This is a genomic window from Dryocola clanedunensis subsp. sulfonylureivorans (assembly GCF_016756775.1).
Classification (GTDB): Bacteria; Pseudomonadota; Gammaproteobacteria; order Enterobacterales; family Enterobacteriaceae; genus Dryocola; species Dryocola clanedunensis.
Genome location: NZ_JAERMU010000002.1, coordinates 230608 through 254129 on the forward strand (window position 1 = coordinate 230608; position 23522 = coordinate 254129).

Annotated in this window: 23 protein-coding genes and 2 pseudogenes; 14 read left to right on the plus strand and 11 right to left on the minus strand. The window is 52.9% G+C overall.

Annotated features, from left to right (window positions below; all coding sequences use genetic code 11):
* Nucleotides 1-2: 2 nt before the first annotated feature.
* Nucleotides 3-473 (minus strand): protein CreA, encoded by a 471-nt coding sequence (gene creA / locus HYQ67_RS02890; protein WP_202301339.1) that lies wholly within the window; start codon nucleotides 471-473, stop codon nucleotides 3-5.
* A 206-nt stretch (nucleotides 474-679) separates the two neighbouring features.
* Between creA and robA the strand changes: the two genes are divergently transcribed.
* On the plus strand, nucleotides 680-1549 hold the full coding sequence (gene robA, locus HYQ67_RS02895; protein WP_202301341.1) for an MDR efflux pump AcrAB transcriptional activator RobA: 870 nt from the start codon (nucleotides 680-682) through the stop codon (nucleotides 1547-1549).
* On the opposite strand, the gene gpmB is transcribed toward robA, so the two are convergent.
* Nucleotides 1546-2193 carry a 2,3-diphosphoglycerate-dependent phosphoglycerate mutase GpmB gene (gpmB, locus tag HYQ67_RS02900; protein WP_202301342.1) on the minus strand — a complete coding sequence of 216 codons (648 nt, stop codon included), beginning with the start codon at nucleotides 2191-2193 and terminating at the stop codon, nucleotides 1546-1548. The two genes, robA and gpmB, sit on opposite strands and share 4 nt — an antisense overlap.
* 53 nt (nucleotides 2194-2246) lie before the next feature.
* On the opposite strand from gpmB, the gene yjjX reads away from it, so the two are divergent.
* On the plus strand, nucleotides 2247-2765 hold the full coding sequence (gene yjjX, locus HYQ67_RS02905; RefSeq protein ID WP_202301516.1) for an inosine/xanthosine triphosphatase: 519 nt from the start codon (nucleotides 2247-2249) through the stop codon (nucleotides 2763-2765).
* Here yjjX and trpR read toward each other — a convergent pair.
* Both trpR and sltY read right to left on the minus strand, forming a co-directional pair.
* Nucleotides 2753-3079, minus strand: coding sequence for a trp operon repressor (gene trpR / locus HYQ67_RS02910; protein ID WP_202301343.1), 327 nt, complete (start codon nucleotides 3077-3079; stop codon nucleotides 2753-2755). The genes yjjX and trpR overlap by 13 nt on opposite strands.
* A 55-nt stretch (nucleotides 3080-3134) precedes the next feature.
* Entirely contained in the window at nucleotides 3135-5069 is a 1935-nt protein-coding gene (sltY, locus tag HYQ67_RS02915) for a murein transglycosylase (protein WP_202301344.1), read from the minus strand.
* 230 nt (nucleotides 5070-5299) lie between these two features.
* On the opposite strand from sltY, the gene ettA reads away from it, so the two are divergent.
* Entirely contained in the window at nucleotides 5300-6967 is a 1668-nt protein-coding gene (ettA, locus tag HYQ67_RS02920; RefSeq protein WP_202301345.1) for an energy-dependent translational throttle protein EttA, read from the plus strand.
* Nucleotides 6968-7076: 109 nt separating this feature from the next.
* Here the strand turns inward: ettA and nadR are convergent, their stop codons facing one another.
* The 5 genes and pseudogenes from nadR to HYQ67_RS02940 form a co-directional block, all read right to left on the minus strand.
* Entirely contained in the window at nucleotides 7077-8309 is a 1233-nt protein-coding gene (gene nadR / locus HYQ67_RS02925) for a multifunctional transcriptional regulator/nicotinamide-nucleotide adenylyltransferase/ribosylnicotinamide kinase NadR (RefSeq protein WP_202301346.1), read from the minus strand.
* A 35-nt stretch (nucleotides 8310-8344) separates the two neighbouring features.
* On the minus strand, nucleotides 8345-9727 hold the full coding sequence (gene radA / locus HYQ67_RS02930) for a DNA repair protein RadA (RefSeq protein ID WP_202301347.1): 1383 nt from the start codon (nucleotides 9725-9727) through the stop codon (nucleotides 8345-8347).
* A 12-nt stretch (nucleotides 9728-9739) separates the two neighbouring features.
* The gene (gene serB, locus HYQ67_RS02935) at nucleotides 9740-10717 is read right to left on the minus strand and encodes a phosphoserine phosphatase (RefSeq protein ID WP_202301348.1); all 978 of its coding nucleotides are present in this window, start codon (nucleotides 10715-10717) and stop codon (nucleotides 9740-9742) included.
* Nucleotides 10718-11285: 568 nt separating this feature from the next.
* Nucleotides 11286-11447, minus strand: a pseudogene (locus HYQ67_RS23930) (aminoglycoside phosphotransferase); the annotation flags it as partial.
* An 86-nt stretch (nucleotides 11448-11533) separates the two neighbouring features.
* Complete coding sequence (locus tag HYQ67_RS02940) at nucleotides 11534-12460, minus strand: LysR family transcriptional regulator (protein WP_202301349.1); 927 nt, start codon at nucleotides 12458-12460, stop codon at nucleotides 11534-11536.
* A gap of 191 nt (nucleotides 12461-12651) precedes the next feature.
* Here HYQ67_RS02940 and HYQ67_RS02945 point away from each other — a divergent pair, with 191 nt between their 5' ends.
* The 8 genes from HYQ67_RS02945 to HYQ67_RS02980 are packed head-to-tail and all read left to right on the plus strand — an operon-like array spanning nucleotide 12652 to nucleotide 18580.
* On the plus strand, nucleotides 12652-13257 hold the full coding sequence (locus HYQ67_RS02945) for a hypothetical protein (protein WP_202301351.1): 606 nt from the start codon (nucleotides 12652-12654) through the stop codon (nucleotides 13255-13257).
* Nucleotides 13258-13274: 17 nt separating this feature from the next.
* The gene (locus HYQ67_RS02950; RefSeq protein ID WP_202301353.1) at nucleotides 13275-14051 is read left to right on the plus strand and encodes an AfsA-related hotdog domain-containing protein; all 777 of its coding nucleotides are present in this window, start codon (nucleotides 13275-13277) and stop codon (nucleotides 14049-14051) included.
* On the plus strand, nucleotides 14044-14877 hold the full coding sequence (locus tag HYQ67_RS02955; RefSeq protein WP_237391051.1) for a hypothetical protein: 834 nt from the start codon (nucleotides 14044-14046) through the stop codon (nucleotides 14875-14877). Before HYQ67_RS02950 ends, HYQ67_RS02955 begins: the two co-directional genes overlap by 8 nt.
* Nucleotides 14878-14886: 9 nt before the next feature.
* Nucleotides 14887-15111, plus strand: coding sequence for a tautomerase family protein (locus HYQ67_RS02960; protein ID WP_202301355.1), 225 nt, complete (start codon nucleotides 14887-14889; stop codon nucleotides 15109-15111).
* Between the two features lie 3 nt (nucleotides 15112-15114).
* The gene (locus HYQ67_RS02965; protein WP_202301357.1) at nucleotides 15115-15768 is read left to right on the plus strand and encodes an HAD family hydrolase; all 654 of its coding nucleotides are present in this window, start codon (nucleotides 15115-15117) and stop codon (nucleotides 15766-15768) included.
* A gap of 20 nt (nucleotides 15769-15788) precedes the next feature.
* Nucleotides 15789-17009, plus strand: a complete 1221-nt coding sequence (locus HYQ67_RS02970) for an MFS transporter (protein ID WP_202301359.1) — start codon at nucleotides 15789-15791, stop codon at nucleotides 17007-17009.
* Nucleotides 16996-17412, plus strand: a complete 417-nt coding sequence (locus HYQ67_RS02975) for a carboxymuconolactone decarboxylase family protein (protein ID WP_202301361.1) — start codon at nucleotides 16996-16998, stop codon at nucleotides 17410-17412. The genes HYQ67_RS02970 and HYQ67_RS02975 overlap by 14 nt, the downstream gene beginning before the upstream one ends.
* Entirely contained in the window at nucleotides 17405-18580 is a 1176-nt protein-coding gene (locus HYQ67_RS02980) for an acetyl-CoA C-acetyltransferase (RefSeq protein ID WP_202301362.1), read from the plus strand. The genes HYQ67_RS02975 and HYQ67_RS02980 overlap by 8 nt, the downstream gene beginning before the upstream one ends.
* Before the next feature lie 447 nt (nucleotides 18581-19027).
* Here HYQ67_RS02980 and HYQ67_RS02985 read toward each other — a convergent pair whose 3' ends face one another.
* Complete coding sequence (locus tag HYQ67_RS02985) at nucleotides 19028-20026, minus strand: aldo/keto reductase (protein WP_202301363.1); 999 nt, start codon at nucleotides 20024-20026, stop codon at nucleotides 19028-19030.
* Between the two features lie 160 nt (nucleotides 20027-20186).
* Between HYQ67_RS02985 and HYQ67_RS02990 the strand changes: the two are divergent.
* The 3 genes and pseudogenes from HYQ67_RS02990 to lplA form a co-directional block, all read left to right on the plus strand.
* Nucleotides 20187-20439: pseudogene (locus HYQ67_RS02990) on the plus strand (type II toxin-antitoxin system RelE family toxin); the annotation flags it as partial.
* Between the two features lie 90 nt (nucleotides 20440-20529).
* On the plus strand, nucleotides 20530-21168 hold the full coding sequence (locus HYQ67_RS02995; protein ID WP_202301364.1) for a YtjB family periplasmic protein: 639 nt from the start codon (nucleotides 20530-20532) through the stop codon (nucleotides 21166-21168).
* A gap of 1 nt (nucleotide 21169) precedes the next feature.
* Complete coding sequence (gene lplA, locus HYQ67_RS03000) at nucleotides 21170-22186, plus strand: lipoate--protein ligase (protein WP_202301365.1); 1017 nt, start codon at nucleotides 21170-21172, stop codon at nucleotides 22184-22186.
* On the opposite strand, the gene yjjJ is transcribed toward lplA, so the two are convergent.
* A complete protein-coding gene (yjjJ, locus tag HYQ67_RS03005) occupies nucleotides 22183-23511 on the minus strand; it encodes a type II toxin-antitoxin system HipA family toxin YjjJ (RefSeq protein ID WP_202301366.1) in 1329 nt (442 codons plus the stop codon). The two genes, lplA and yjjJ, sit on opposite strands and share 4 nt — an antisense overlap.
* Between the last annotated feature and the right edge of the window lie 11 nt (nucleotides 23512-23522).

Consider the following 23522-nt stretch of genomic DNA (forward strand, 5'->3'; position numbering starts at 1 on the left):
TTTTATTTCCAGGGGATGATCGGTACGGCGCTCAATGCGTTTTTCGGCGAACCGTCGACAACTTTGTCTGAATAGGCCAGATAGGCCAGGGTGTTACGCTTCTCATCGTAGAAACGAACCACCTGAAGCTTTTTGAAAACCAATGAGGTGCGTTTCTGGAACACCACCTCACCGTCTTTTTTGCCCTGTTTGATTTTGTCGCTCAGCTCTACCGGACCAACCTGCTGGCAGGAAATGGCCGCATCGGAAGTATCTTCAGCCAGACCCAGGCCGCCTTTAATGCCGCCGGTCTTGGCGCGGCTGATATAGCAGGTGACATTTTTAACATCAGGATCGTCAAAAGCTTCAACGACGATCTTGTGGTCCGGGCCGAATATTTTGAACACGGTATCCACTGAACCGATTTGCTCGGCCATAACGCCCTGAGAAAGCATCAACAAAGCAGCTGCTACGGCTAAAACTTTATATTTCATATTGTTACCATTAATGAAGGTTGCTCTGATTGACTATTCAGCCCCGAGGAAAAAAATCGTTTAATATCACATTATTAACAAATTTCCATCGTGACGGCGTTCATTTTGGCACAACTTGTCAAAAAAAACTCTGAATGTCTCAGGAGCAAAAAGTGCTATTATCCGACCATAATTACAGCATTAGCTGGGCAGGATGAGGAAATTATATGGATCAGGCTGGGATCATTCGCGATCTGCTTACCTGGCTGGAAAGCCATTTGGATCAACCCCTTGCTTTAGACAATGTTGCGGCAAAGGCAGGCTATTCCAAGTGGCATCTACAAAGGATGTTCAAAGAAGTCACGGGACACGCCATCGGCGCTTATATCCGCGCTCGTCGTTTGTCTAAATCTGCCGTGGCTTTACGTCTTACCGCACGCCCTATTCTCGATATTGCACTGCAATACCGTTTTGACTCTCAGCAAACCTTTACGCGCGCTTTTAAGAAGCAATTTGCTCAGACGCCAGCGTTATATCGCCGCGCGCCGGACTGGAGTGCATTTGGTATGCGCCCACCGCTGCGTTTAGGTGAGTTTACGCCACCACAGGCGACGTTTGTGACTCTGCCAGAAACGCATCTCGTCGGCGTCACGCAGAGCTACAGCTGCACCCTGGAACAAATTTCAGATTTCCGAAACGAAATGCGCATTCAGTTCTGGACTCAGTTCCTGGGCAATGCACCGACGCTGCCACGCGTGCTGTATGGTTTACATGAGCCGCGCCCAAGCATTGAAAAAGACGATGAGCAGGAGGTGTTTTACACCACCGCGCTGACGCCGGAGATGGCCAACGGCTTCCTGCCGGATTCGCATCCGGTGACGCTGGAAGGCGGCGAATACGTTCAGTTTGACTATGAAGGGCCTGGCACCGGACTACAGGACTTTATCCTGACCATCTACGGAACCTGCATGCCATCATTGAACCTGACCCGTCGTAAGGGTCAGGATATTGAACGATTCTTCCCGCAGGATGAAGCTCGGGCGCAGGACAGGCCAATGCAAATTCGCTGCGAGTACCTGATCCCGGTGCGTCGTTAACGCTGCAGTTCGTCTAACGCAGGGGCGTCCAGATGCGAGATGTCCCCTGCGGTTTCCACCACCCAGCCAGGCGCAAGCCACGGACTTTCCTGGTGATCGACCCGCGAGATAGAACAGTTGCGCAGCCGCAGGCGACGCTCAGCCCAGGCTGGTAAGCCCAGAATCGTGCTCACCAGACAGCCCAACGCCATCCCATGACTCACCAACAGAGGACGGCTGCCCGCAGGGAGTTCGCGACAGGCATTCAGCGCCTCATGCATTCGCTCGCTCATCTCCAGCATCGACTCCCCTTCCGGGATACGCCCGTCCGGCGTGCCGTTGACCAGCAGACGACGCCAGCTCTCTTCTTCCTCGCTTAAGGTGTCCAGAGGCCGGCGTTCAAGCACGCCCATATCCAGCTCACGCAGACGCGCATCCAGCGAGACATCGCATCCGCAGACTTCAGCAATGATCTCAGCGGTACGACGCGTACGGCCAAGATCGCTGGCGATGACATGAGTAATACCGAGGGCTTTCACTCGCTCAGCCACCTGCCAGGCCTGACGCTCCCCTTTTGCAGTCAGCGCGCTGTCTGACTGCCCCTGAATGCGGCGTTCTGCATTCCACTGCGTTTCACCATGGCGAACAAGGTATACCTGTAACATGCGTTTTATCCGTTATACTGCGGCATCAAAAATGCTAATGAGTTTCAGTGATTATGTACCATGTCGTGTGCGCTACAACCAATCCTTCCAAAATTCAGGCGATTCTGCAGGCTTTTCACGAAATCTTTGGTGAAGGATCCTGCCATATTGAATCCGTTGTCGTCGATAGCGGTGTGCCGGAACAGCCGCTCGGAAACATTGAAACGCGAACTGGCGCACGTCAGCGCATCATGAATTCCCGCCAGGTTCGCCAGGAGGCCGATTTCTGGGTGGCGATTGAGGCGGGGATCGACGAAGGCAGCACCTTCAGCTGGGTGGTCATTGAAAACCAGAATCAGCGTGGCGAAGCCCGGTCTGCAACGTTGCCGCTTCCGGACGTTATTCTGGAGAAGATAGATGCAGGGGAAGCGTTGGGGCCGGTGATGTCCGAATACACGGGGATCGACCAGATAGGCCGTAAAGAGGGAGCCATTGGCATATTTACCGCCGGCAAGCTCACGCGTAGCAGCGTTTATTACCAGGCGGTAGTCCTGGCCTTAAGCCCGTTTCATAACGCCATTTATCGCGCCTGAAGCAGCGCCTGCTCCAGCCATTTAGTTAACTCAGGGGGCGCGGATTTCAGGCTATTTGAACCGCGGGTAATAGTCGCAATGCCAGCGCCCAGCTCGTTTTTCAGCTCGCGCTGGCTCATCTCTCCACGCAGCAACTCTTCAATAATTCTCACGCGGGTTCCCAGCGCGGTACGCTCATCAGGCGTCAGGAACAGCGCCAGCAGCGGCAGGTGAAGCTGCTTATCAAACGAACTTTGCAGCAAGTCCACAAAGCGGAGCCACTCCTGATTACTTTGCTCGGCCTGTTCTGCCGAGTACTGAGAGAGCTGGGTCATGTCAGGCCACCATACTATTTAACTAGTACAGCAGCATAACATAATCTCCCGCAAATCAATAACGACGCTGCCACTCTGCATCCGTGAGCAACGGTGCTGATTTACCCATGAAATGCTTATAGTACGCATCATATGCCAGCACGTTCTTCACATATCCGCGCGTTTCCGAGAACGGAATGCTCTCAACGAAAGCTACCGCATCGATACGTCCGGCGCTGTTGCCAAGCCAGGTTCTGACGCGTCCAGGGCCGGCGTTATACGCAGCGGAGGCAAAAATACGGTTGTTCTCAAACTGCTGATAGACGTACTGCAAATAGCTGGTGCCGATATTGATATTAGTCTCTGGATCCAGCAGCTGTCCGCTGTTGACGTAACCAGGAATGTTGAACATCTTCACCGTATGGGTGGCCGTACCCGGCATAATTTGCATCAGGCCGCTGGCCCCCACTGGCGAGCGTACTTTCGGGTTCCAGGCGCTCTCCTGGCGAGCAATGGCCATCGCGTAGCTTTGCGAGATATCTTTGCCGCTCACATAGCGGGCGAAAGTGTCTTTATAAGCCAGCGGGAAACGCTCTTCGAGATGATTCCACAGCTTGCCGGCAATGGTTGCCTGTACGCTGAGATCCCACCAGTCCTGATCGAACGCGTAACGAGCCAGCCCTTCCTGCTCTGATTTGCTGCGGCTCCTGACCAGGTTTGCCCACTCGTTACGTGCGGTGTTATCCAGGTTCCAGTACATCAGTTCACGAACACGTGCCATTTCAGGCCCTTGCACCAGCGCCTGATTGACCGCTACGGATTTGTCTACACGCAGAGGGTACTCTTCACCAAGACGCTGAGCAGCAATCATCGGATAGAACCCGCGCTGCTGCATCAGGGAGTGAAGAATCTCTTTTGCTTCGGCTTCGCGGCCACGCTCCAGCAGTAAATCTGCCTGCCAGTAGCGCCACTCATCTTTCTCTTTCGCATCCATTGGCAGACGTGCAAGCCAGGTGTTTAACCCGGCGCGATCCCCTGCGCCCAACGCGATACGCACGCGCCGCTCAACCAGCGTAGTGGACTGGGAACGCATGATCACATCGTCGCGCCAGCTGGCCTGTTCAGAAGTAATGTCGTTGCCCATCAGGCGCCAGGCTACCGTCTCTTTCAGCTCCTGCGCCTGCTCGTCGTTGAGCTGCTGAGCCTGGACCAGCGACGGGATCATCAGGCGGGCGTTTTCCACATCCTGGCGAGCAACGCGCGTGAAGGCCACTGCGGCAGCCTGACGGGTAAAGTTTGTCGCGCCAACGGTGCGGGCGAAAGTCAGCACCGTGTTGGGATCCCTTTGCAGGGCGATCAGCGAGCTTGAAATCGTCTGATAGTCCGCAGGCATCTGGTTCGCCAGGCTGGTGACCAGCGAGGTATTGCCCTCTTTCATCGCCAGACGAATGCGCTCCAGATAAGCAAGCGGATCCTGGGTGCCGGACGAGCGCCAGGCCGAGAACAGACGGTCGCAGCTGGCAGGTAAATTCCTCCCGCTTAACCACAGCTCTTTTGCTCCGACCCATGCGGCATCCGCCTGGCCGGTATTCCATTTCGCGTAGTAGTAGTTACATTTTGATTCTGTGGTGCCCGGCGGCTCCGGGCTAAACGCCAGCAGGCCGCGCCAGTCTTCACGACGCGCCAGCTCGTTAACAAAGCGGGATTTCAGCGAGCGCGCTGGCGGCAAGGTTGGATTGGCCTGGATGAACTGGCTGACGGCTACCGCTGGCTCATTTTTTAAATCATCGGTGATCAAACGATACTCGAGATAAGGATAAAGCGGATAATCGCGCAGGGCGGGCATCATTTGTTGCACCACGTCCATCTGCTTGTTGTCCCACGCCTGTTTGATTTGCGCGTAGCGGCTACGCTGTTCGTCAAGCGTTTCAGCCCGCGCGACACCGGCTAATGTCGCCAGGCAAACGCCTGCTGCTAACATACGCCATACGACTTGTCTGGTCTTACCCACAAGTTCTCCTCGTTAGTTTGCTGGCAGCATCATGCCGCCGCGATATGTTCATGCTAACCAGGGGGCACAGGATACGCCACGCCGGAAGCCGATATTTTACGATTAACTGCATTTTGCCCGTCAGGCTTAACACTACCCTTGCGCCCTGCTGGGATTAACAGCTGAAAACGGCTACACTTCGCCTTTGAAACGCATCATCTTACATCACGAAAAAGAGGCGAAGTCGCACAGTGGCTCAATTCGTTTATACCATGCATCGTGTCGGCAAAGTTGTTCCGCCGAAACGCCATATTCTTAAAAATATCTCGCTCAGTTTCTTCCCTGGCGCCAAGATCGGCGTACTGGGTCTTAACGGTGCGGGTAAATCTACTCTGCTGCGCATCATGGCCGGCATTGACACCGACATCGAAGGTGAAGCCCGCCCGCAGCCAGGCCTGAAAATTGGCTATCTGCCTCAGGAACCGCAGCTCAACCTGGAACACACGGTCCGCGAGTCCGTTGAAGAAGCCGTTGCCGAAGTGGTTAACGCATTGAAAGGTCTGGATGAGGTGTACGCAAAATATGCCGAACCGGATGCTGACTTCGATAAGCTTGCCGCCCAACAGGGCAAGTTTGAAGAGATTATTCAGGCGCACGACGGCCACAACCTGAACGTGCAGCTTGAGCGCGCCGCCGACGCCCTGCGTCTGCCTGACTGGGATGCGAAAATCGCCAACCTGTCCGGTGGTGAACGCCGCCGCGTGGCGCTGTGCCGTCTTCTTCTCGAAAAACCAGACATGCTGCTGCTCGACGAACCAACCAACCACCTGGATGCGGAATCCGTGGCGTGGCTGGAGCGCTTCCTGCACGACTTCGAAGGTACCGTTGTGGCCATCACCCACGACCGTTACTTCCTGGACAACGTAGCAGGCTGGATCCTGGAGCTGGACCGCGGCGAAGGTATTCCGTGGGAAGGCAACTACTCCTCCTGGCTTGAGCAGAAAGACCAGCGTCTGGCTCAGGAAGCATCGACGGAAGCGGCCCGCCGTAAATCCATTGAGAAAGAGCTTGAGTGGGTACGTCAGGGCGCTAAGGGCCGTCAGTCGAAAGGCAAGGCGCGTCTGGCTCGCTTTGAGGAACTTAACAGCACCGAATACCAGAAACGTAACGAAACCAACGAACTGTTTATTCCACCGGGCGCACGTCTGGGCGATAAGGTCGTTGAGGTTACCAACCTGCGTAAATCCTACGGTGACCGACTGCTGATCGAAGACCTCTCCTTCTCCGTACCGAAAGGTGCGATTGTGGGTATCATCGGTCCGAACGGCGCGGGTAAATCTACCCTGTTCCGCATGATGTCCGGTCAGGAACAGCCTGACAGCGGCACCATCGAGCTGGGCGAAACCGTGAAGCTCGCGTCCGTGGATCAGTTCCGTGACTCCATGGACAACAGCAAAACCGTGTGGGAAGAAGTCTCCGGCGGCCAGGATATCATGCGTATCGGCAACACCGAGATGCCAAGCCGCGCCTACGTGGGCCGCTTTAACTTCAAAGGCGTTGACCAGGGCAAGCGCGTGGGCGAACTGTCCGGCGGTGAGCGCGGTCGTCTGCACCTGGCGAAGCTGCTACAGGTTGGCGGCAACATGCTGCTGCTTGATGAACCAACCAACGACCTGGATATCGAAACCCTGCGCGCGTTAGAAAACGCCCTGCTGGAGTTCCCGGGCTGCGCAATGGTTATCTCCCACGACCGTTGGTTCCTTGACCGTATCGCCACCCACATTCTGGATTACCAGGATGAAGGCAAAGTTGAATTCTTCGAAGGCAACTTTACCGAATACGAAGAGTACAAAAAACGCACCCTGGGTGCGGATGCGCTGGAGCCTAAGCGTATCAAGTACAAGCGTATTACTAAGTAAGTTTTGTATTCGTAGGGCGGGTTGGCGCAGCGTCACCCGCCTGTATTGCGAAGGTGGTGGATGGCGCTAAGCGCTTATCCACCCTACAAAACAACCTAACCGCAGCCTGCTACCCCTGCCCGCCCAGCATCTCCTTCACCAGATCAACGCAGCGTAAGAAACGCGAGTCATAGTCTGACTCTTCTACGTGTACGTAGCTGATGTTGTTCTCTTCCAGCATCGAGACCAGTAGGTTCTGAAACGACTTTCTGTCGGCGTCGCTGCCCAGACTGCGCAATCCGTCCGCCACCCACGGCGTATTGTTTTCCAGCAGGATCACCAGGTCGAAACGGTACTCGTCGATCAGCGCCTGGACGAACGGATGTTCACGCCCTTCATATTTCTTACAGAACGCCTGCGTGGTGACAAAGTCGGTATCGATAAAGGCAACTTTATTAGCGTATTTGATTGCAAAATCAATGTACTGTGCATGGCCCAGGGCGATTTTGTCGTAGTCTGAATACTGCAACGCCATCTCGTCACCGCCAAGATGGGAGAAGACGTAATCACGCCCGTACTCCCACGCGCTGGTAGTGTTAAAGATGTTGGCGAGCTTGTTCACCATCCACGACTTGCCGCTAGACTCGCCGCCCAGCACCGCCACCGTACGCACGAAGAACGGCTTAACTTCTGTGGGGATGTATTCCCAGTAGCGGAACGGGTTTTCGCGGATCTGCCCACCACTGATGTTCATGAAGGTACGCTGCGGATCGATAAGCACCGACTCAATGCCGAGGTGTTCGGTGAAGCGCGGCGCATCGCTCTCCTCTGAGGTGTAGATGCGGTCGGCATTGATGCCGTTGCTTTCCATAAACGCTTTGATACCGCGGCTCCAAACGTCCCAGCCGTGCGGATACGGCTCCATCCCCTCTTCATTGAACGAGTGAATGCGGATATTTTTCTGGTATTTGAAGGTCTGCAGCAGCCAGCGCAGGCGGTCGCCCGTGGTTGGCTGCTGGGACATTGCGCTGTCTTCAAACAGCAAGCGGTCGCGGGTTTCGTCGTAGCCCATAATGATATGCAACTCGTCGACCTGGCTTGCCGCGCGCTGGATAAGGTAGATATGCCCGGTATGCAGCGGATAAAATTTGCCAAACACCACGCCGACCGTTTTGTCCCGGCGCGGGAATTCCAGCCCCAGGAAACGGTGTAACGCTTCCAGCTTCTGGGCGCTCGGGCTTTTGATTTTGGCGTTCAGCAGCTGGCTGAGATAGCCCTTGGTCATGTCACAGGCTTCCGCCACCTGCTGCAACGTAACGCTCTGCTGACGAATAGCGGTCTTCAGGTATTCGAAAGACGACATGCTCCCTGCTCCTGCAAAATAGGATTAATAATCAATTATAAGTCGTCAAACACCGACAGCGCATCAGAGAGTTTTTTCACGCCAAAGACCTGCATCCCTTCCGGCAATTTCTTCGGCACGTTAGCCTGCGGCACGATGGCCCGTTTGAAGCCATGCTTTGCCGCTTCGGAGATACGCTCCTGGCCACTAGGTACAGGACGGATTTCGCCGGCCAGCCCCACTTCGCCAAAGACCACTAAGTCATGCGGAAGCGCCCTGTTTCGCAGGCTGGAGACCATCGCCAGCAGGAGGGCCAGATCCGCGCTGGTTTCCGCGACCTTCACGCCGCCGACGACGTTAACGAATACGTCCTGATCCGCCATCTGCAACCCGCCGTGGCGGTGCAGTACGGCGAGCAAAATGGCTAAGCGATTTTGCTCCAGCCCCACCGCCACGCGGCGAGGGTTGGACATCATGGATTGATCCACCAGCGCCTGAATCTCTACCAGCAGAGGGCGAGTCCCTTCCCAGACCACCATCACCGAGCTGCCCGGCGTGATTTCATCGCCCCGGCTCAGGAAGATAGCGGACGGGTTGCTGACTTCGCGGAGCCCTTGCTCCGTCATCGCAAACACGCCCAGTTCGTTCACCGCACCGAAGCGGTTTTTATGGCTGCGCAAGGTGCGGAAGCGGGAATCCGCATCGCCGTCCAGCATGACCGAACAGTCGATACAGTGCTCAAGGACCTTTGGCCCGGCAAGCGAGCCGTCTTTGGTGACGTGGCCGACCATGATAATCGCCACACCGCGTGTCTTGGCAAAGCGGGTCAGGTAAGCGGCGGACTCACGCACCTGCGCCACGCTGCCGGGTGAGGACTGCACGTCCGCCATGTGCATGACCTGGATGGAGTCGATAACCATCAGCTTCGGCGCTTCTTCTTCGGCAATCATGCAGATCTGCTCAATGCCGGTTTCTGAGAGCATGTTCAGGTTAGCGGTCGGCAGGCCCAGACGATGGGCGCGCATGGCGACCTGCTGCAAGGACTCTTCACCGGTGACGTACAGCGTTTTCATCTGTTCGCTGAGTTTGCACAGGGTTTGCAGCAGCAGAGTCGACTTACCCGCACCAGGGTTACCACCTATCAGAATGGCGCTGCCCGGCACCACGCCGCCGCCCAGCACGCGGTCAAACTCTTTAAAACCGGTGGAGAAACGCGGCAGCTCTTCCAGACTGATGTCAGAGAGCTTCTGCACCTTGCTGACGCCCGCGCTGCCCGCATAGCCGGACAGGCGTTCGTTACGCGCAACGGTTGGCGAGGCGGCGATGCGCACTTCGGTGATGGTATTCCATGCATGACAGGCGCTGCACTGCCCCTGCCAGCGCGGATAATCCGCACCACATTCATTACAGACAAATGCGCGTTTTGGAGCTTTCGCCACCTTAATATCCTCTTATCTTTCTTCCTGAATCAGGCTGCCGGAGAGAATGCAGAAGACGCCCATCAGATCGGCATGACGGATGGTCACTTCGGTTTTCTCATTCACCTTCGGCTTCGCGTGATAGGCAATGCCCAGCCCGGCGGCCTGAATCATCGGTAAATCATTAGCTCCGTCGCCAATCGCAACGGTCTGCTCGGCGGGGATCTCATATTTGGCTGCCAGACGTTTTAACGTCTCGGCTTTAAACTGGGCATCGACTATCTGGCCGATCACTTCGCCGGTCAGCTTACCGTCGCAGATCTCCAGCTCGTTGGCCACGACGGTGGTCAGATGCAGCTTGTCGCGCAGATATTCCGCGAAGAAGGTGAAACCGCCGGAGGCAATCGCCACCTTCCAGCCCAGGGCTTCCAGCTTCAGCACCAGCGACGTCAGCCCCGGCATCAGCGGCAGCTCATCGCGTACCTGGCGTAATATCGAAGCGTTAGCGCCTTTCAGTGTCGCCACGCGTTGTTTCAGGCTGGCGGTGAAATCCAGCTCGCCGCGCATGGCGCGCTCGGTGACTTCCGCCACCATTTCGCCCGTACCGGCAAGTTTGGCAATTTCATCAATGCATTCGATTTGAATTGCGGTAGAGTCCATATCCATCACCAGCAAACCTGGCGTGCGCAGATGAGGAATTTTGCCCAGCGGTGCCACATCCAGCCCGGCTTCGTGAGCAAGCTTCGTTGCTCTTGGCGTCAGAGAGCCCGCCAGACGAATAACCTGATAATCTTCCACACACCAGGCGGTGACGATAACCATCGCAGCCCCCAGCTTGCGCTGATAGCGGTTCAGACATGCCTTGTCGAGGTTCCGGCCGTACAGGAGCCAGCCGCTGCGGCCAGCACGGTAGTCCAGCGGCATCACTTCGTCGCCACTAAGGGATAGCGGCAATCCTGGCCAGAGAGCAACATCGTTCGGCAGATCGCACCAGGTCAGACTATTTGGCATTACGGCTCCTGAATAAGATTATTATACCCTTTAGCATTCGAATTCCAGGTAGGCGGCAAGGGAGCTTATCCTCAGGAGCTTACTTAAGTAAGTGACTGGGGTAAGGGAGTGCAGCCAACACCCCTGCAATTTGAAGGATGAAGGGTATCCAGAACAAAACAACGCATGAGGCTACCCTGTCCACGCCGCTTCTGGCAACATTAAAGTATGCAATGTTAAGACTATGCGGTCATGTCCCCTTTGACCAAATCAGAAATGTCACCCATTGTATTTTGAGTGAATATTTCATGGCAAAGAGATAATTAGCATGGGTCATAAAGAGCTCGATCGGCTCCAGATTATTCAGGAGTCAGTCAGCCCCACATCACTCTGGGCCAGAATGCTGCCTGTGCGTTTCTGGCGGGTTTTCGGGTGGTTTGTTGCCGGTTTTACCGCTTATCCGTCAGAAACGCCCTGAGGCCGTTTTAGCAGTGCGTACAATTAGGGTGTTATGGTAAATCTCATATGTAACGGCCAATACCTGCTAAGAGCGAGCAGCGGACAATCCATGTCTTATGCCAGTCAACCTAAATCTTTGTTTAGAACCCATTCCCTTTATAAGTGGGGTGAGGTCAATGGCTGAATTACCCGTGCTGAATCTCTCCCAGTCGAAAAGAACTAAACCGCCGCTCTCCCTTTTTCCCCAATTACCCGCATTACTGTTGCCAGAAATTAAACACTGAAGACAAAATGAAGCGTGAGACAATAACGCGGGTATGAAATGCCTACCTTGCGGGTACTGGCTATAGGTGGGAAGGGGTAATTAACCCCCATTTTTCAGTCTGGAAGACGGTTATTACACAACTCATCCTGAGCATTCAGGATGACCTCACGCTTTTCATCAAGCCGGGTTGCAGCGTAGACGTCTATGTTTAGTGTCTGCGATTCGTCGTCGGTGAGCTCTCTGTAGCACAGCCCTTCCTGATTAAAGGTGCATTTCGACTGAGGCATCAGGGCAACTCCCTTACCCCTCGCTATATGAGTAAGCATCACGAGTGAATCATCCGGCTCTTTTACCCTTTTAAGGGGGAACTGAAGCTGATCAAAATAGCCTTCGCACTTGTCATAGAACGACGGGTTGGCGCTTCTGGCGAACCAGAAGAGCGGTAAATCACAGACGTCTGCCAGCGATACCTTTTCTTTAAGACTTGCAGGGTGCATCGCTGGCATTGCTAACAGAAGCGGCTCGCGACAGACCCATCGATACTGAACGATATCTTCATGGCCGGCCCCCTTTTCCCCGGTAAGGACGAGATCAAGCGTGTTCTTCGTCAGGCACTGAAGCAGCTGGGCGGAAGTCAGGTTCGGTATTTCAACGTCGTCGCCGACATTCAGCTTACTAAGCTGTTTGTTAACAGGCTCAATTAACTCAAAATTCATAGTCCGGGTCAAACCGATGCGCAGGGTCTTCTCTGATGAAAGTGAGTCTGTTTTCAGCTCGCTGAGCTGCTGAAGGATCTTCTCTGCTGTTATTACCAAGGCGCGGCCAGCGTCTGTCAGGCTGACATCATGTGTGCTGCGGCTGAACAGTTGACGCTCCAGAACGGCTTCAAGACACTTAATCTGACGAGTTAACGGAGGCTGGGTCATTCTGAGCCGTTCGGCGGCTCTGCGAAAGTTCAGTTCATGCGCCACGGCAAGAAAACACTGAAGCTGTTTAACGCTGGGAAGGTTGTTACTGATGAGGTGACCTGCGGTAGCCATCGATACAATCCGGTCTATCAAAAGTCTTACTCTACCATTTTTAAATGCACGGACATATCAAGAAAAACCAAACCAAAACAAAGCATTTAACATTAATATAAAAATTATATTACAAACTTAACAATTCCATCTGCGTCACAGATTGATAAATTCATTCCGAAACTTAATCCAATATCCTTTCGGAGATAATAATGTCATCTAACTATGTGCTGGTATCGCGTTTCCCATTAAAAAACAACATTTCTACTGATACTCTTTCATCCTTAAAAAACACTGAAAGCAAGCGATATTATTTATGTGAAGAGCCGGGGGTGAATGAATTGCTGGAACTTCGTTCATTTAATGACATTAAAGAGATCTCATGGGTAGAAGAAGAACTTGATTCCATGTTCCATAACTTTGCTGATGTTCTTTCTGCAGATATCCGTAGAGAATTGCTTAAATTTGTCGAATCTCCTATTGACAATGAAAATGACCTTCCTGAAACGGAGTATATTCAACTTCGCCACGTAGAAGTACCAGCGCATAACTATCAGCAATACCGCCAGTGGCGTGATGAAACCATTTTCAATGTCGTAAGAGATAATAAAGATAAAATTGAAAGCTTCGAAGCGTTTCACTCACTCATCAGCGGTGTGCCGGGCGTAATGTTCATCTCTGCCTTTAACGGCAATAAAGACGATTATAAAGAACCCTTTACCAATGCACGCTATAAGGAAATTATCCAGCAGGCTGGCGATAATTATATCACCGGCGGTAATGAAGGTCTGTATACCCGTATCTATCGTGCCTGTTGATGCTAGAGAATTAACAAATGAACTGTAAAAAACTTGTTGTTGTCGGCGATATGTTTAATGAATTTGCAAACGGCAAAGACGTCCTGACCATTTCTCAACTTGAATTACTAACGCAGATCCCTGCTAATATTATTGATAAAGAACATGAAATTATCATTGGGCAGGGTATACGTAAAGATTTTGCAGGGAAAGTCATTTCAAATCAGGCGAGAAATGCCGTGCATGGAAATAAGCTTAAAATGTGCTCTCTGGAAAAACTAGTTAACGATAAAAAGAATGCACACTGTCATAAGCGGCTTGAGCAGAATGTTCTTATTGGTTCAGCGGAGCGAACTGAACATAACGGTGACCTTTTTACCATGCCGTTGCTGATCGATGAACGCTGTGAACTTATGGCCGATCATCAGACCGGCCAGCACATTCAGGGGATGCTTCTGGTGGAAGCAAGTCGTCAGGCTTTTATCGCCGTGACCGAAGAGTTTATCTATAAACAGGAAACGGGACGTTACTACGTTATCAACAGTATGGCGATTAACTTTTCAAGCTTTCTGTTTCCTTTACCTGCGCTGGTCCATTTTGAATACCTTGAAAAAGATGTTAACGAACGCAGAGGACGCTTCAAAGCTAAGATTCGCGTGACTCAGCACCAGACGCTTTGCGCAACCATGGACGTATCGTTCACGGTGTATTCCTCGGGGCTGATTTCTGAAAAGGAAAAGTCACTAGCTGAGGCGGCCATGCAGGCGGCAATTGTGGAACAGAAAGGCACGATGATCGGGGTAGTGCATGCCTGAATTAAGTAGTCAGAAATATAATCTGGCTGCTACCACGCAGGGGCCGCTTTACCCCCCTGCGGAGGTAATGGACCAGGAAGGTAATTTTGTGGTGGTCGGTATGGTCCCCGGAGATAACGGACTGGAATGGCGCAGCGTCATTGTTTCCGCAGACAGCCAACTTCCTGCATTCGGAGAAGTGGCACCCTATAAGATACTGCGCGACATTGAGGACATGTCACAGGAAGAGTGTAAGGATATTATCCTGCACACTCTTCCCTTGCCCGTTCCGTTGAACAATTACGGAATGTTGTTCGCACCTGAGCAACGGCCTCAGGCAAACACCGAAAACCGCCCAAGCCGGCCTCTGCATGAAGGCTATATTGCAGATTATCGAAGCTGCGATGGCAAACGCCATATCCATCCGATTACTTTGGCAAATTGGATGCGGGCTGAAGGCAGGCTTGAGGTATTACTTTCGGAAGACCGCAGGCAGGCCCTTTTTAAGTTTTCTTTTCGACATCTTGTCCCTGATAGCGTTTATACCGTCATGAGCCTGCGTGAAAAAGATTTGGCGACTGAAAATCCGAGTCGTCCGGGGCCGCTGGGAATACCTAACGTATTCATCACCGATCACAACGGCAATGCAGAATACTGGGCAGAATTACCTGACCCTTTTCCAGCTAATGAAAGCAATGGAAATCGGATAATTAACGTTGTCGTTCTTTATATGAGCTCCCGCCAGAGCCATGGCGGCGCAATAGGGCTTTATGGCCTGGGTGGAGACATTCATGCTCATCTGAAACTGAAAAGCCGCTCTTTCGATGAATTCATTACTATAAAGTGAGAAATAAATATGCCATTTGTTCATATCACCACCTGGCCTGCAAAAGATGAAAGCGAAATTACCGGGATGCAGGAAGATATCACGTTAGCCGTGCATAAATATACCGGCGCACCGCTTGATAAAATCTCCGTTGTAATTACTGAGATTGAGCCCTCGCGCTGGGCTGATGCAGGTGTCCCCGGAAACCATAAAGAATTTCCGGAAAAAAGTCGTAGGAAGAGTTACGAGGAATAAACCTTGCATACATCAGCCGCTTTTTTTGACGTCGATGAGACGCTTATAACTGTTAAAAGCATGTTTGATTTTTACGACTTCTGGTGTCGTGAGAACAATGACGATGACAAGCTCGAAAGCTATATGACTCACTTTCGTTCCGCAGTGAAAAATGGAACTCCACGCGAACAGCTTAACAGAGAATATTACAGACAGTTTGCCGGCGTGAACTATAAAGAGCTAGAAGAAGCCGGTGAAAACTGGTTTAGGGCTAAGAGGCTAGATTCCGGATTATTCATAAATAGCGCAGTGACAGCCCTGAAAAAACATCAGGCTAATAAGATGCTTACTGTTTTTATCTCTGGATCTATGCGCCCCGTTCTTTCACCGGTTGCAAGTTATCTGGGCGTAACCGATATCCTCTGCGCACCGCTGGAACTAACGGATGAAGGGATAATAACGGGGGAAATAGGGACACCACAGACAATTGGCAGTGGAAAGAAAGAGGCGCTTATTAATTTCTGTAGTCAGAAAAAGATAAATGCTGCGGATTGCTATGCCTATGGAGACGATCTTTCAGACATCCCCATGCTCGAATCCGTCGGCTATCCCGTCTGTGTAGGGAAATATACGGAACTTGCCAGACACGGGATAAACCAGAGTTGGCCAGTTATTTAACCATTCCAGAGGTAAAAAATATGAACACAGAAAAATCCCCGCAGGATATGTCCTTGAGGTCATGGCTTGCCCTGTTTATTCTGGCTCTTTCAACTTTCACCATTGTCACTACAGAGCTGGCGCCTGTTGGCTTGCTGACACCTATTGCAGAGGGACTCCGTTCTTCCGAAGCAGCGGTGGGCATGACGGTCTCGCTTTATGCCTGGGTCGGCGCACTGAGTGCGCTTTTTGCTTCAGTCTTTCTGGGCAATGTTGCCAAGAAGCGGCTCCTGCTCATATTGACCGTTATCCTTTTTCTGTCAAACGTGCTTGCCGCTACGGTAAATACTTACGCGGTACTGCTTGCGGCACGCGTGCTGGGTGCGCTGGCTCACGGCGCCTTCTGGTCGATGATCGGGGCAACGGCAGTTTCCATCGTACCGGCCAAATACATCGGCGCCGCAACATCGATTGTTTTTGGAGGGGTGTCGGCTGCTAGTGTGTTTGGCGTACCGGTATCAAATTATATCGGTATTCACCTCGGCTGGAGACAAGCATTTTGGCTGATGGCGGGGCTCAGCGTGATCGCTTTTGTCGGCATCAGCGTGCTTGTCCCGCAGATAACCACCAAAAGTGCCATCGGTCTGGAAGCACTTAAAGGCGTGCTTAAATCCTCTGCGCTGTGGAAAATTTATACGGCTACGTTACTGGCTGTGACCGCGCACTTCGCCGCGTTTACTTACATTGAACCTTGGCTGAATACACAGAATGCCCTTGCTACCTCAACTATACCGGTTGTCCTGTTTATTTACGGTGTCGCAGGCCTCGCTGGCAATTTTCTGACGGGGATGATTATAGATAAATGCCTCAAGGCCACGGTTTCCATGTCGGTCCTGCTTATCTGCGCGGTACTGATATTTCTGGGGTTGTCCGGGGCAGCACTTTCAGATACCGCAGTCTTCGCTGCGATGGTTATCTGGGGCGTGGCCGTATCCGGGATCTTCGTAGGGTTCCAGACGTGGGTCTTACGCCTGGCGGAAGACAAAACCTTCCCAGCTTCAGCGGTTTACGTTTCATTTTTCAATACTGCTATCGGTTTCGGGGCTTTTGCCGGAGCCTGGATGGTATCCGCTTTTTCTATCCCCATGCTCTATATCGTATCGGGGGCCGCCATCGGACTTTCTGTGCTGCTCGTGGCAGTTATCCCAACTCGCGTAGCACCCACTCAAACCGTGCTGGAGAAATCTTATGAGTCAAACTAACGATCTCACGCGCTATGGCAGAGACATCATGGATCGTCTTGAACCCGGTCTGGCCGATAAAGTGACCGGACGCCTGGGTGAACTTGACGCCACCTTGCCTGCCCTGATTACCGATTATGCATTTGGCGCTGTGGTTGGCCGTCCCGGGTTGGATCTCAGAACAAGGGAAATGCTCACTGTGGCATCACTTGTGACGCTAGGTAACGCCATGCCTCAGCTCGAGTTACACATGAGAGCGGCGCTTAATACCGGCGTTACCCCCGAAGAGCTGCTCGAAATCGTGATACAGATGGCCGTTTACGCCGGCGTACCAGCGTGCATGAACGGACTGACAGCTTATCGCGCCGCTATGGCGGCAACCGGCAATACTTTACCCGGACGCAAGGAGAAAACTGATGAGTGAAGTCGTTATCGTTTCTGCAAAACGCACGGCAACTGGCGCATTCCAGGGGTCTTTGTCGGATCATTCCGCAGTCGCACTGGGAAGCTGTGTCATTCGTGCACTTCTTGACGATTCTGGCGTGAAGGCCACTGAAATTTCTCAGGTCATAATGGGACAGGTCCTGACGGCCGGTTGCGGCCAGAATCCGGCACGGCAATCCGCTCTGAATGCCGGGCTGTCTGTTGAAACGCAGTGCCTGACTATTAACAAGGTTTGTGGATCAGGTCTCAAGTCGGTACATCTTGGCATGCAGGCGCTGCTGATGGGGGAGGCGGAGTTTGTTATCGCCGGAGGGCAGGAAAGTATGTCCAGCGCACCGCACATCCTGACGTCATCGAGTACCGGGACACGGCTTGGAGACAGTAGCATGAAGGATAGCCTGGTGTCTGACGGGCTCTGGGATGCATTTGACGATAATCACATGGGGATCACCGCCGAAAACGTTGCGGATAAATTTGGTATCAGTCGTGCAATGCAGGATGAATTCGCCCTATTGTCCCACATTAAGGCGCTGAACGCGCAGGCAAAGGGTATTTTTGACGGCGAAATTGTTCCTGTGGAATGGCAGAACAGAAAAGGCGAGACCCTGCGGGTAGGTACGGATGAAGGTCCCCGTAAAACCAGCATCGAAAAACTCGGGCAGCTGAAACCTGTTTTCAGGAAGGGCGGAACTGTGACCGCAGGGAATGCATCCTCACTTAATGACGGCGCTGCGGCAGTCCTTCTCTGCACTCGCAATACGGCGACCGCACGTGGCCTAACGATTCTCGCCTCGCTGGGGGAGTTTGCCAACTCGGGTATCAAGCCGGCATTAATGGGCGCAGCGCCGGTACAGGCGATCGCAAACTGTCTTTCCCGTTCGGGCTGGAAACCTGAAGACGTTGAACAGCTAGAGTCGAATGAAGCCTTTGCAGCCCAGGCGCTGGCAGTGATCAGCCAGACGGGGATTCCATCGGAGCGCATCAACCCTTACGGTGGTGCAATTGCGCTCGGTCATGCAATCGGATCTTCAGGATGCCGTATCCTGGTGACGCTCGTGCATAGTCTAGTACGCAATAATACTAAGCGTGGCATGGCAGCACTATGTGTTGGCGGCGGTGAGGGGGTGGCGCTGAGTGTTTATCGTTGAGAACATCAGCCAGGCAGGCCCTGCGCTGATGTGAATAAAAAAACCGGGCATCTGCTAATGTCGATCGCTTCTAGATTGGTTGACCGAACGGTGGCTTGTGAAAAAAGGGTTCATGTTCATCATGGACCCTTTTTACACGGAGCCTTCATAAGCCCGCCATCTTCTCAGAGTACGCTCGCAGCCTTTCTGATTCTATCCACTGAGCTTATCCACCAGGCGATGACCCTTACAGTCACCGGGAAGCAAAGCTGGGCCGGCAGACAGAGGTTATCAGCAGCCACGTTATTTCAATTATCGAGCAACTGAAACTCAGCCGTCGGGAAAAGCAGAGCGAAGATATCCGAGGATTATCAGAGAAAAAGCCAAAATGTCCTGAAAGGGAAATACTGGTCATTTAAGGTGACCAGTATTAGGGCATAGCCCGGTTTGTGGCTATGCCTGCAGGTTTTAGGCGTTAACGCCTTTCATGCCTTCCTCAGAGTACCGACCACCTCTGATCTCAACGTGTTGGTGAATATCGTTTAGCAAGGCAATGTCTGATTCCTCGAGAATGATATCGACCGCCTGTGCATTTTCAGTCAGGAAAGTGATGTGCTTGGTCCCGGGAATAGGTACCAGATTGTCATACTGCGCTAGCAACCAAGCCAGCGCTATTTGCCCCGTAGTGCAATCGTATTTTTCAGCCAGCGGCTCGATTACGTCAAGAAGCTGGATGTTATGATCGAGGCTTGCCTGCGTGAATCGCTCATTGTTTTTACGGAAATCGCCTTCAGCAAATTCGCTGTTTTTGCGGAATTTTCCGGTCAGGAACCCCCTCCCCAAGGGAGAGTAAGGCACCAGGCCTATGCCCAGTTCTTTCACTACCGGAAGGATTTCGTCCTCAATATCGCGCGTCCACAATGAATATTCAGTCTGCAGTGCGGTAAGCGGGTGTACCGCATGGGCCCGGCGCAAGGTAGAAGCGGAGACCTCACAGAGGCCAATATGATCAATCTTACCTTCCCTGACGAGACGGCTCAGACATTCCATGCTCTCTTCGATTGGAGTGGCCTGGCTGACCCTGTGGAGATAGAACAAATCGATCCGTTCAACACCCAATCTTTTGAGGGACTCATTACAGCAGCGCGTAATATAGTCGGGCTGATTGTTGATGGTGCGGGCGTACGACTCATCGGGTGAACGATCGATTCCGCACTTCGTGGCAATTTTGAATTGCTTGCGCGTGACCTTATCCAGACCGGCAAGAAAATGGCCGATCAGCCGCTCATTATGGCCCCGTCCGTACAGGTTTGCAGTATCAATGAAAGTAATATTCAGGTCGATGAGCTTATGTAATAACTGCAGGGAAGTCTGATCGTCTGTCTGGCCATAAAATTCGCTCAGTCCCATGGCCCCGTAGCCAACCGAACTGATAGTAAGGTTTTCAGATAAATTTCTGGTTTGCATAGTTGCTCCTTTTTTCAGCTTTATGATTGTTTCACCTCAATGACAAATGATGAATTGTCATTTTCGTTATGCCAAAAAAGTATCAGAGCCCGTGTTTTTTATCCCTATTCCAACTGCCAGACAGAACTCAGAAAAAGTGTGTCTTCTGGGCTTTGACTAACGTGCATTAGAGGAATGGCTTAAACCTGGCGCGAAGGTTAGAGAACTACAGAATAAGAAGCTGGCAGAGGTGCTCAAATCTCCACGCTTTGAAGCTAACAAGCTATGTAGGATGCCTGATTGCTGCAAGACAAAACCCTGGTCCTCCGGTTATCGACTGGTATATTAGGTCATCGATGAAAAGGTTGTCGTATCTGTCGGGATAAAGAGAGAGCTCGGAAGTTTATACCGAAGCGGTCAAACGGACCTTGTGAGCTTCGGCAGGACATTTCTGTCTCGCAGTGAAGGTGCCACTTCTGCTTTGCGTTGACACATTAAAGTAAGCAATTTATCAAAGGTGCAAAATGGCTCGGGCAAAAATGAAATTCAGGCTTCATCGCGCAGTGATTGTACTTATCTGCCTCGCACTTTTGGTCGCCTTAATGCAGGGCGCGTCCTGGTTCAGCCAGGGCCATCAGCAGGCGCGCAACGTTCAGCTGGAAGAGCTGGCCCGCACCCTCGCTCGTCAGGTTAGTTATACTTTGACTCCCATGATGAAATCCGAAAATCCGGATGAAAAACGCATTAATACCATGCTGACCTTGTTGACCCGCGACAGCCGCATACTTGATGCTGGCGTCTATGATAGCGAAGGCGATCAGGTGGCCCGCGCGGGTGAAGGCGTCGGCGTGCGGGATCGTCTGGCGCTGGATGGCAAAAAAGCAGGCGGTTACTTCAATCAGCAAATCGTTGAGCCTATTGTTGATAAGGACAGCCCGATTGGCTACCTGCGTATCACGCTCGATACCCACACCCTGCCAACGGAAGCCAAACAGGTGGATAACACCACCAATATTCTGCGCCTGATGATGCTGCTGGCGCTGGCAATTGGCATTGTTCTTACCCGCACGCTGTTGCAGGGCAAACGCACTCGCTGGCAGCAATCGCCTTTCCTGCTGACCGCCAACACCGAAGTGAAAGAAGACGAAGAAAAGGAATCCTGATATGTCGACGCTACGCCTGCTGATTTCTGATTCACACGATCCCTGGTTTAACCTGGCTGTTGAAGAATGTATTTTCCGCCAGATGCCAGCCACTCAACGGGTGCTGTTCCTGTGGCGCAATGCCGATACGGTCGTCATCGGCCGCGCGCAAAACCCGTGGAAAGAGTGCAACACCAGACGTATGGAAGAGGACAACGTGCGGCTCGCAAGGCGCAGCAGCGGCGGCGGCGCGGTGTTCCACGATCTGGGCAATACCTGCTTTACCTTTATGGCCGGAAAACCGGAGTACGATAAAAGCGTCTCGACGGCGATTGTCGTCAACGCGCTGAACTCGCTTGGCATAAAAGCGGCGGCTTCCGGGCGAAACGATCTGGAAGTGGCAACGCCTGACGGCGCGCGCAAAGTATCAGGCTCAGCTTATAAAGAGACGATGGATCGCGGTTTTCACCACGGCACGCTGCTGCTGAACGCGGATTTAAGCCGTCTGGCGAACTATCTGAACCCGGACAAGAAAAAGCTCCAGGCCAAGGGGATTACCTCCGTACGCGGGCGGGTCGCCAACCTTAGCGATTTACTGCCGGGCGTGACCCACGAACAAATCAGCGATGCGGTACGCGAGGCTTTCTTTGCTTACTACGGCGAACGCGTAGAAGCCGAACACATCTCGCCAGATGCGCTGCCGGACCTGCCGGGCTTTACGGAGACCTTCGCCAGGCAAAGCAGCTGGGAGTGGAACTTCGGCCAGGCGCCTGCGTTCAGCCACATGCTGGATCAGCGCTTCACCTGGGGCGGCATCGAACTGCATTTTGACGTAGAGAAAGGCCACATCACCCGCACGCAAATTTTCACCGACAGCCTGAACCCTGCACCACTTGAAGCCCTCGCTGCCCGCCTGCAAGGCTGTCTGTACCGCAGCGACATGCTGCAACAGCAGTGCGAAACGCTGATTGTGGATTTCCCCGAACAGGAACCAGAACTGCTGGAAGTCAGCGAGTGGATTGCTCAGACGGTGCGTTAGGCCAGGCGCGTGATGCTGTCTGCCACAACGTCCAGCTCATTCAGCATTGAACGGCTTATCTCCCGAAAAGCGTTGCTGATGTCATGGTTCTGGCTTAATTCCAGCCAGAACTGACGAGCAAGCGGCATCACCTCACGCCATACCTCCCCCGGTACCAGCGGGTCTATCAGCGGCATAACTGACTCTCTTCGCATGCTCCCAACGCTGTTTGGCGCAAACGCCATTGGCAACATGTCGTACACCGGCGCCAGCCTGAGAGGCATATCGGACAGGAAGAAAGAAAGATTTCCCGCATGCATGTCACTATTGGCAATCAATCGGCCAAACGCCCAGATTTTCTGCGCTAAACGTAGCGTCGCAGGCTCTACGATTTTTTGCTTTAACAGTTCGGCAATGGCAGCAGGCCAGTATTTTGGCCCGCAGGCATACTCTGCCTGCACGGCCTCAAGAGAGACAATGCCTTTCCGCCCCTGCGCCCCACTGCAGTCAAAGCGAACGACCTCAAGGAAGGTCTGGCGTAGGCCGCTTCTTATAACGGTTGCGTGGGATGAAGCAATACCAGCCTGATTCAGGATAGTTAGCGCGTGAGCCTCCGCGTGAAGCAAATCCGCCCAGCGCTGGCTATTTTCGTTTTGCACAGCGGGAGTAAATTTTACGATTACCTGGGCGGGGCCAGCTTCGGTTTGCGAATAGCAGGTAAATTTTGGCTGCTCGCCCCCCGCAGACGAGCCAGCAACCTCCCCGGAAAGCGCGTTAGCCGCCAGTGCGGCGTACAGAGAAAGTTTGTCCGCTTCAGGAATAGCCTGTGGCGAAGGTAGTTCAAACCAGCGGTGATAGCTCTGCTCCCCCACCAGCCAGCCGCCCAGGTTTTCCGGTACCTGTTGCGATAAAGCGAAGAGCACATCTTCTTCCTGCCACAGGCGAATATCTTCCGGCAACCCGGCTCGCTGGGCTAATCTGCGTCCCCATGCCCGCCCTAAAAATCCCTGCGGGCGCAGGTCAGTTAAATACCAGGGTAATCCGTCGTACCACTGCGCGGCACCGTTGTTCAATATCACCAGACAGCTGCCCTGCGGCCAGACTGGATATAGATCGCCAAACCGCCACGCCTGCCCCGCATCGTCGATTTGCCATAGCGGAAACTGCCTGATTTGGCGCACCGGTCTAATCAAAGCATAACGAGTTGATCTTGCCTGCCCGGCTTTGATGACGTCGCTTTCGGCATTAACGAGGCGTGAAAAGGTTGCCTGACTAACACCCAGCCGCTGGCGCAGCTGGTTAGCTGACTGTGGGCCATGAAGTAATAAATCAGTCAGTGCGCTCATTGGATAGATTC

Coding starts and splice junctions, on each gene's coding strand:
- creA (WP_202301339.1), bottom strand. CDS start 473: ATGAAATATAAAGTTTTAGCCGTAGCAGCTGCTTTGTTGATGCTTTCT.
- robA (WP_202301341.1), top strand. CDS start 680: ATGGATCAGGCTGGGATCATTCGCGATCTGCTTACCTGGCTGGAAAGC.
- gpmB (WP_202301342.1), bottom strand. CDS start 2,193: ATGTTACAGGTATACCTTGTTCGCCATGGTGAAACGCAGTGGAATGCA.
- yjjX (WP_202301516.1), top strand. CDS start 2,247: ATGTACCATGTCGTGTGCGCTACAACCAATCCTTCCAAAATTCAGGCG.
- trpR (WP_202301343.1), bottom strand. CDS start 3,079: ATGACCCAGCTCTCTCAGTACTCGGCAGAACAGGCCGAGCAAAGTAAT.
- nadR (WP_202301346.1), bottom strand. CDS start 8,309: ATGTCGTCTTTCGAATACCTGAAGACCGCTATTCGTCAGCAGAGCGTT.
- serB (WP_202301348.1), bottom strand. CDS start 10,717: ATGCCAAATAGTCTGACCTGGTGCGATCTGCCGAACGATGTTGCTCTC.
- HYQ67_RS02940 (WP_202301349.1), bottom strand. CDS start 12,460: ATGGCTACCGCAGGTCACCTCATCAGTAACAACCTTCCCAGCGTTAAA.
- HYQ67_RS02945 (WP_202301351.1), top strand. CDS start 12,652: ATGTCATCTAACTATGTGCTGGTATCGCGTTTCCCATTAAAAAACAAC.
- HYQ67_RS02950 (WP_202301353.1), top strand. CDS start 13,275: ATGAACTGTAAAAAACTTGTTGTTGTCGGCGATATGTTTAATGAATTT.
- HYQ67_RS02955 (WP_237391051.1), top strand. CDS start 14,044: ATGCCTGAATTAAGTAGTCAGAAATATAATCTGGCTGCTACCACGCAG.
- HYQ67_RS02960 (WP_202301355.1), top strand. CDS start 14,887: ATGCCATTTGTTCATATCACCACCTGGCCTGCAAAAGATGAAAGCGAA.
- HYQ67_RS02970 (WP_202301359.1), top strand. CDS start 15,789: ATGAACACAGAAAAATCCCCGCAGGATATGTCCTTGAGGTCATGGCTT.
- HYQ67_RS02975 (WP_202301361.1), top strand. CDS start 16,996: ATGAGTCAAACTAACGATCTCACGCGCTATGGCAGAGACATCATGGAT.
- HYQ67_RS02980 (WP_202301362.1), top strand. CDS start 17,405: ATGAGTGAAGTCGTTATCGTTTCTGCAAAACGCACGGCAACTGGCGCA.
- HYQ67_RS02985 (WP_202301363.1), bottom strand. CDS start 20,026: ATGCAAACCAGAAATTTATCTGAAAACCTTACTATCAGTTCGGTTGGC.
- HYQ67_RS02995 (WP_202301364.1), top strand. CDS start 20,530: ATGGCTCGGGCAAAAATGAAATTCAGGCTTCATCGCGCAGTGATTGTA.
- lplA (WP_202301365.1), top strand. CDS start 21,170: ATGTCGACGCTACGCCTGCTGATTTCTGATTCACACGATCCCTGGTTT.
- yjjJ (WP_202301366.1), bottom strand. CDS start 23,511: ATGAGCGCACTGACTGATTTATTACTTCATGGCCCACAGTCAGCTAAC.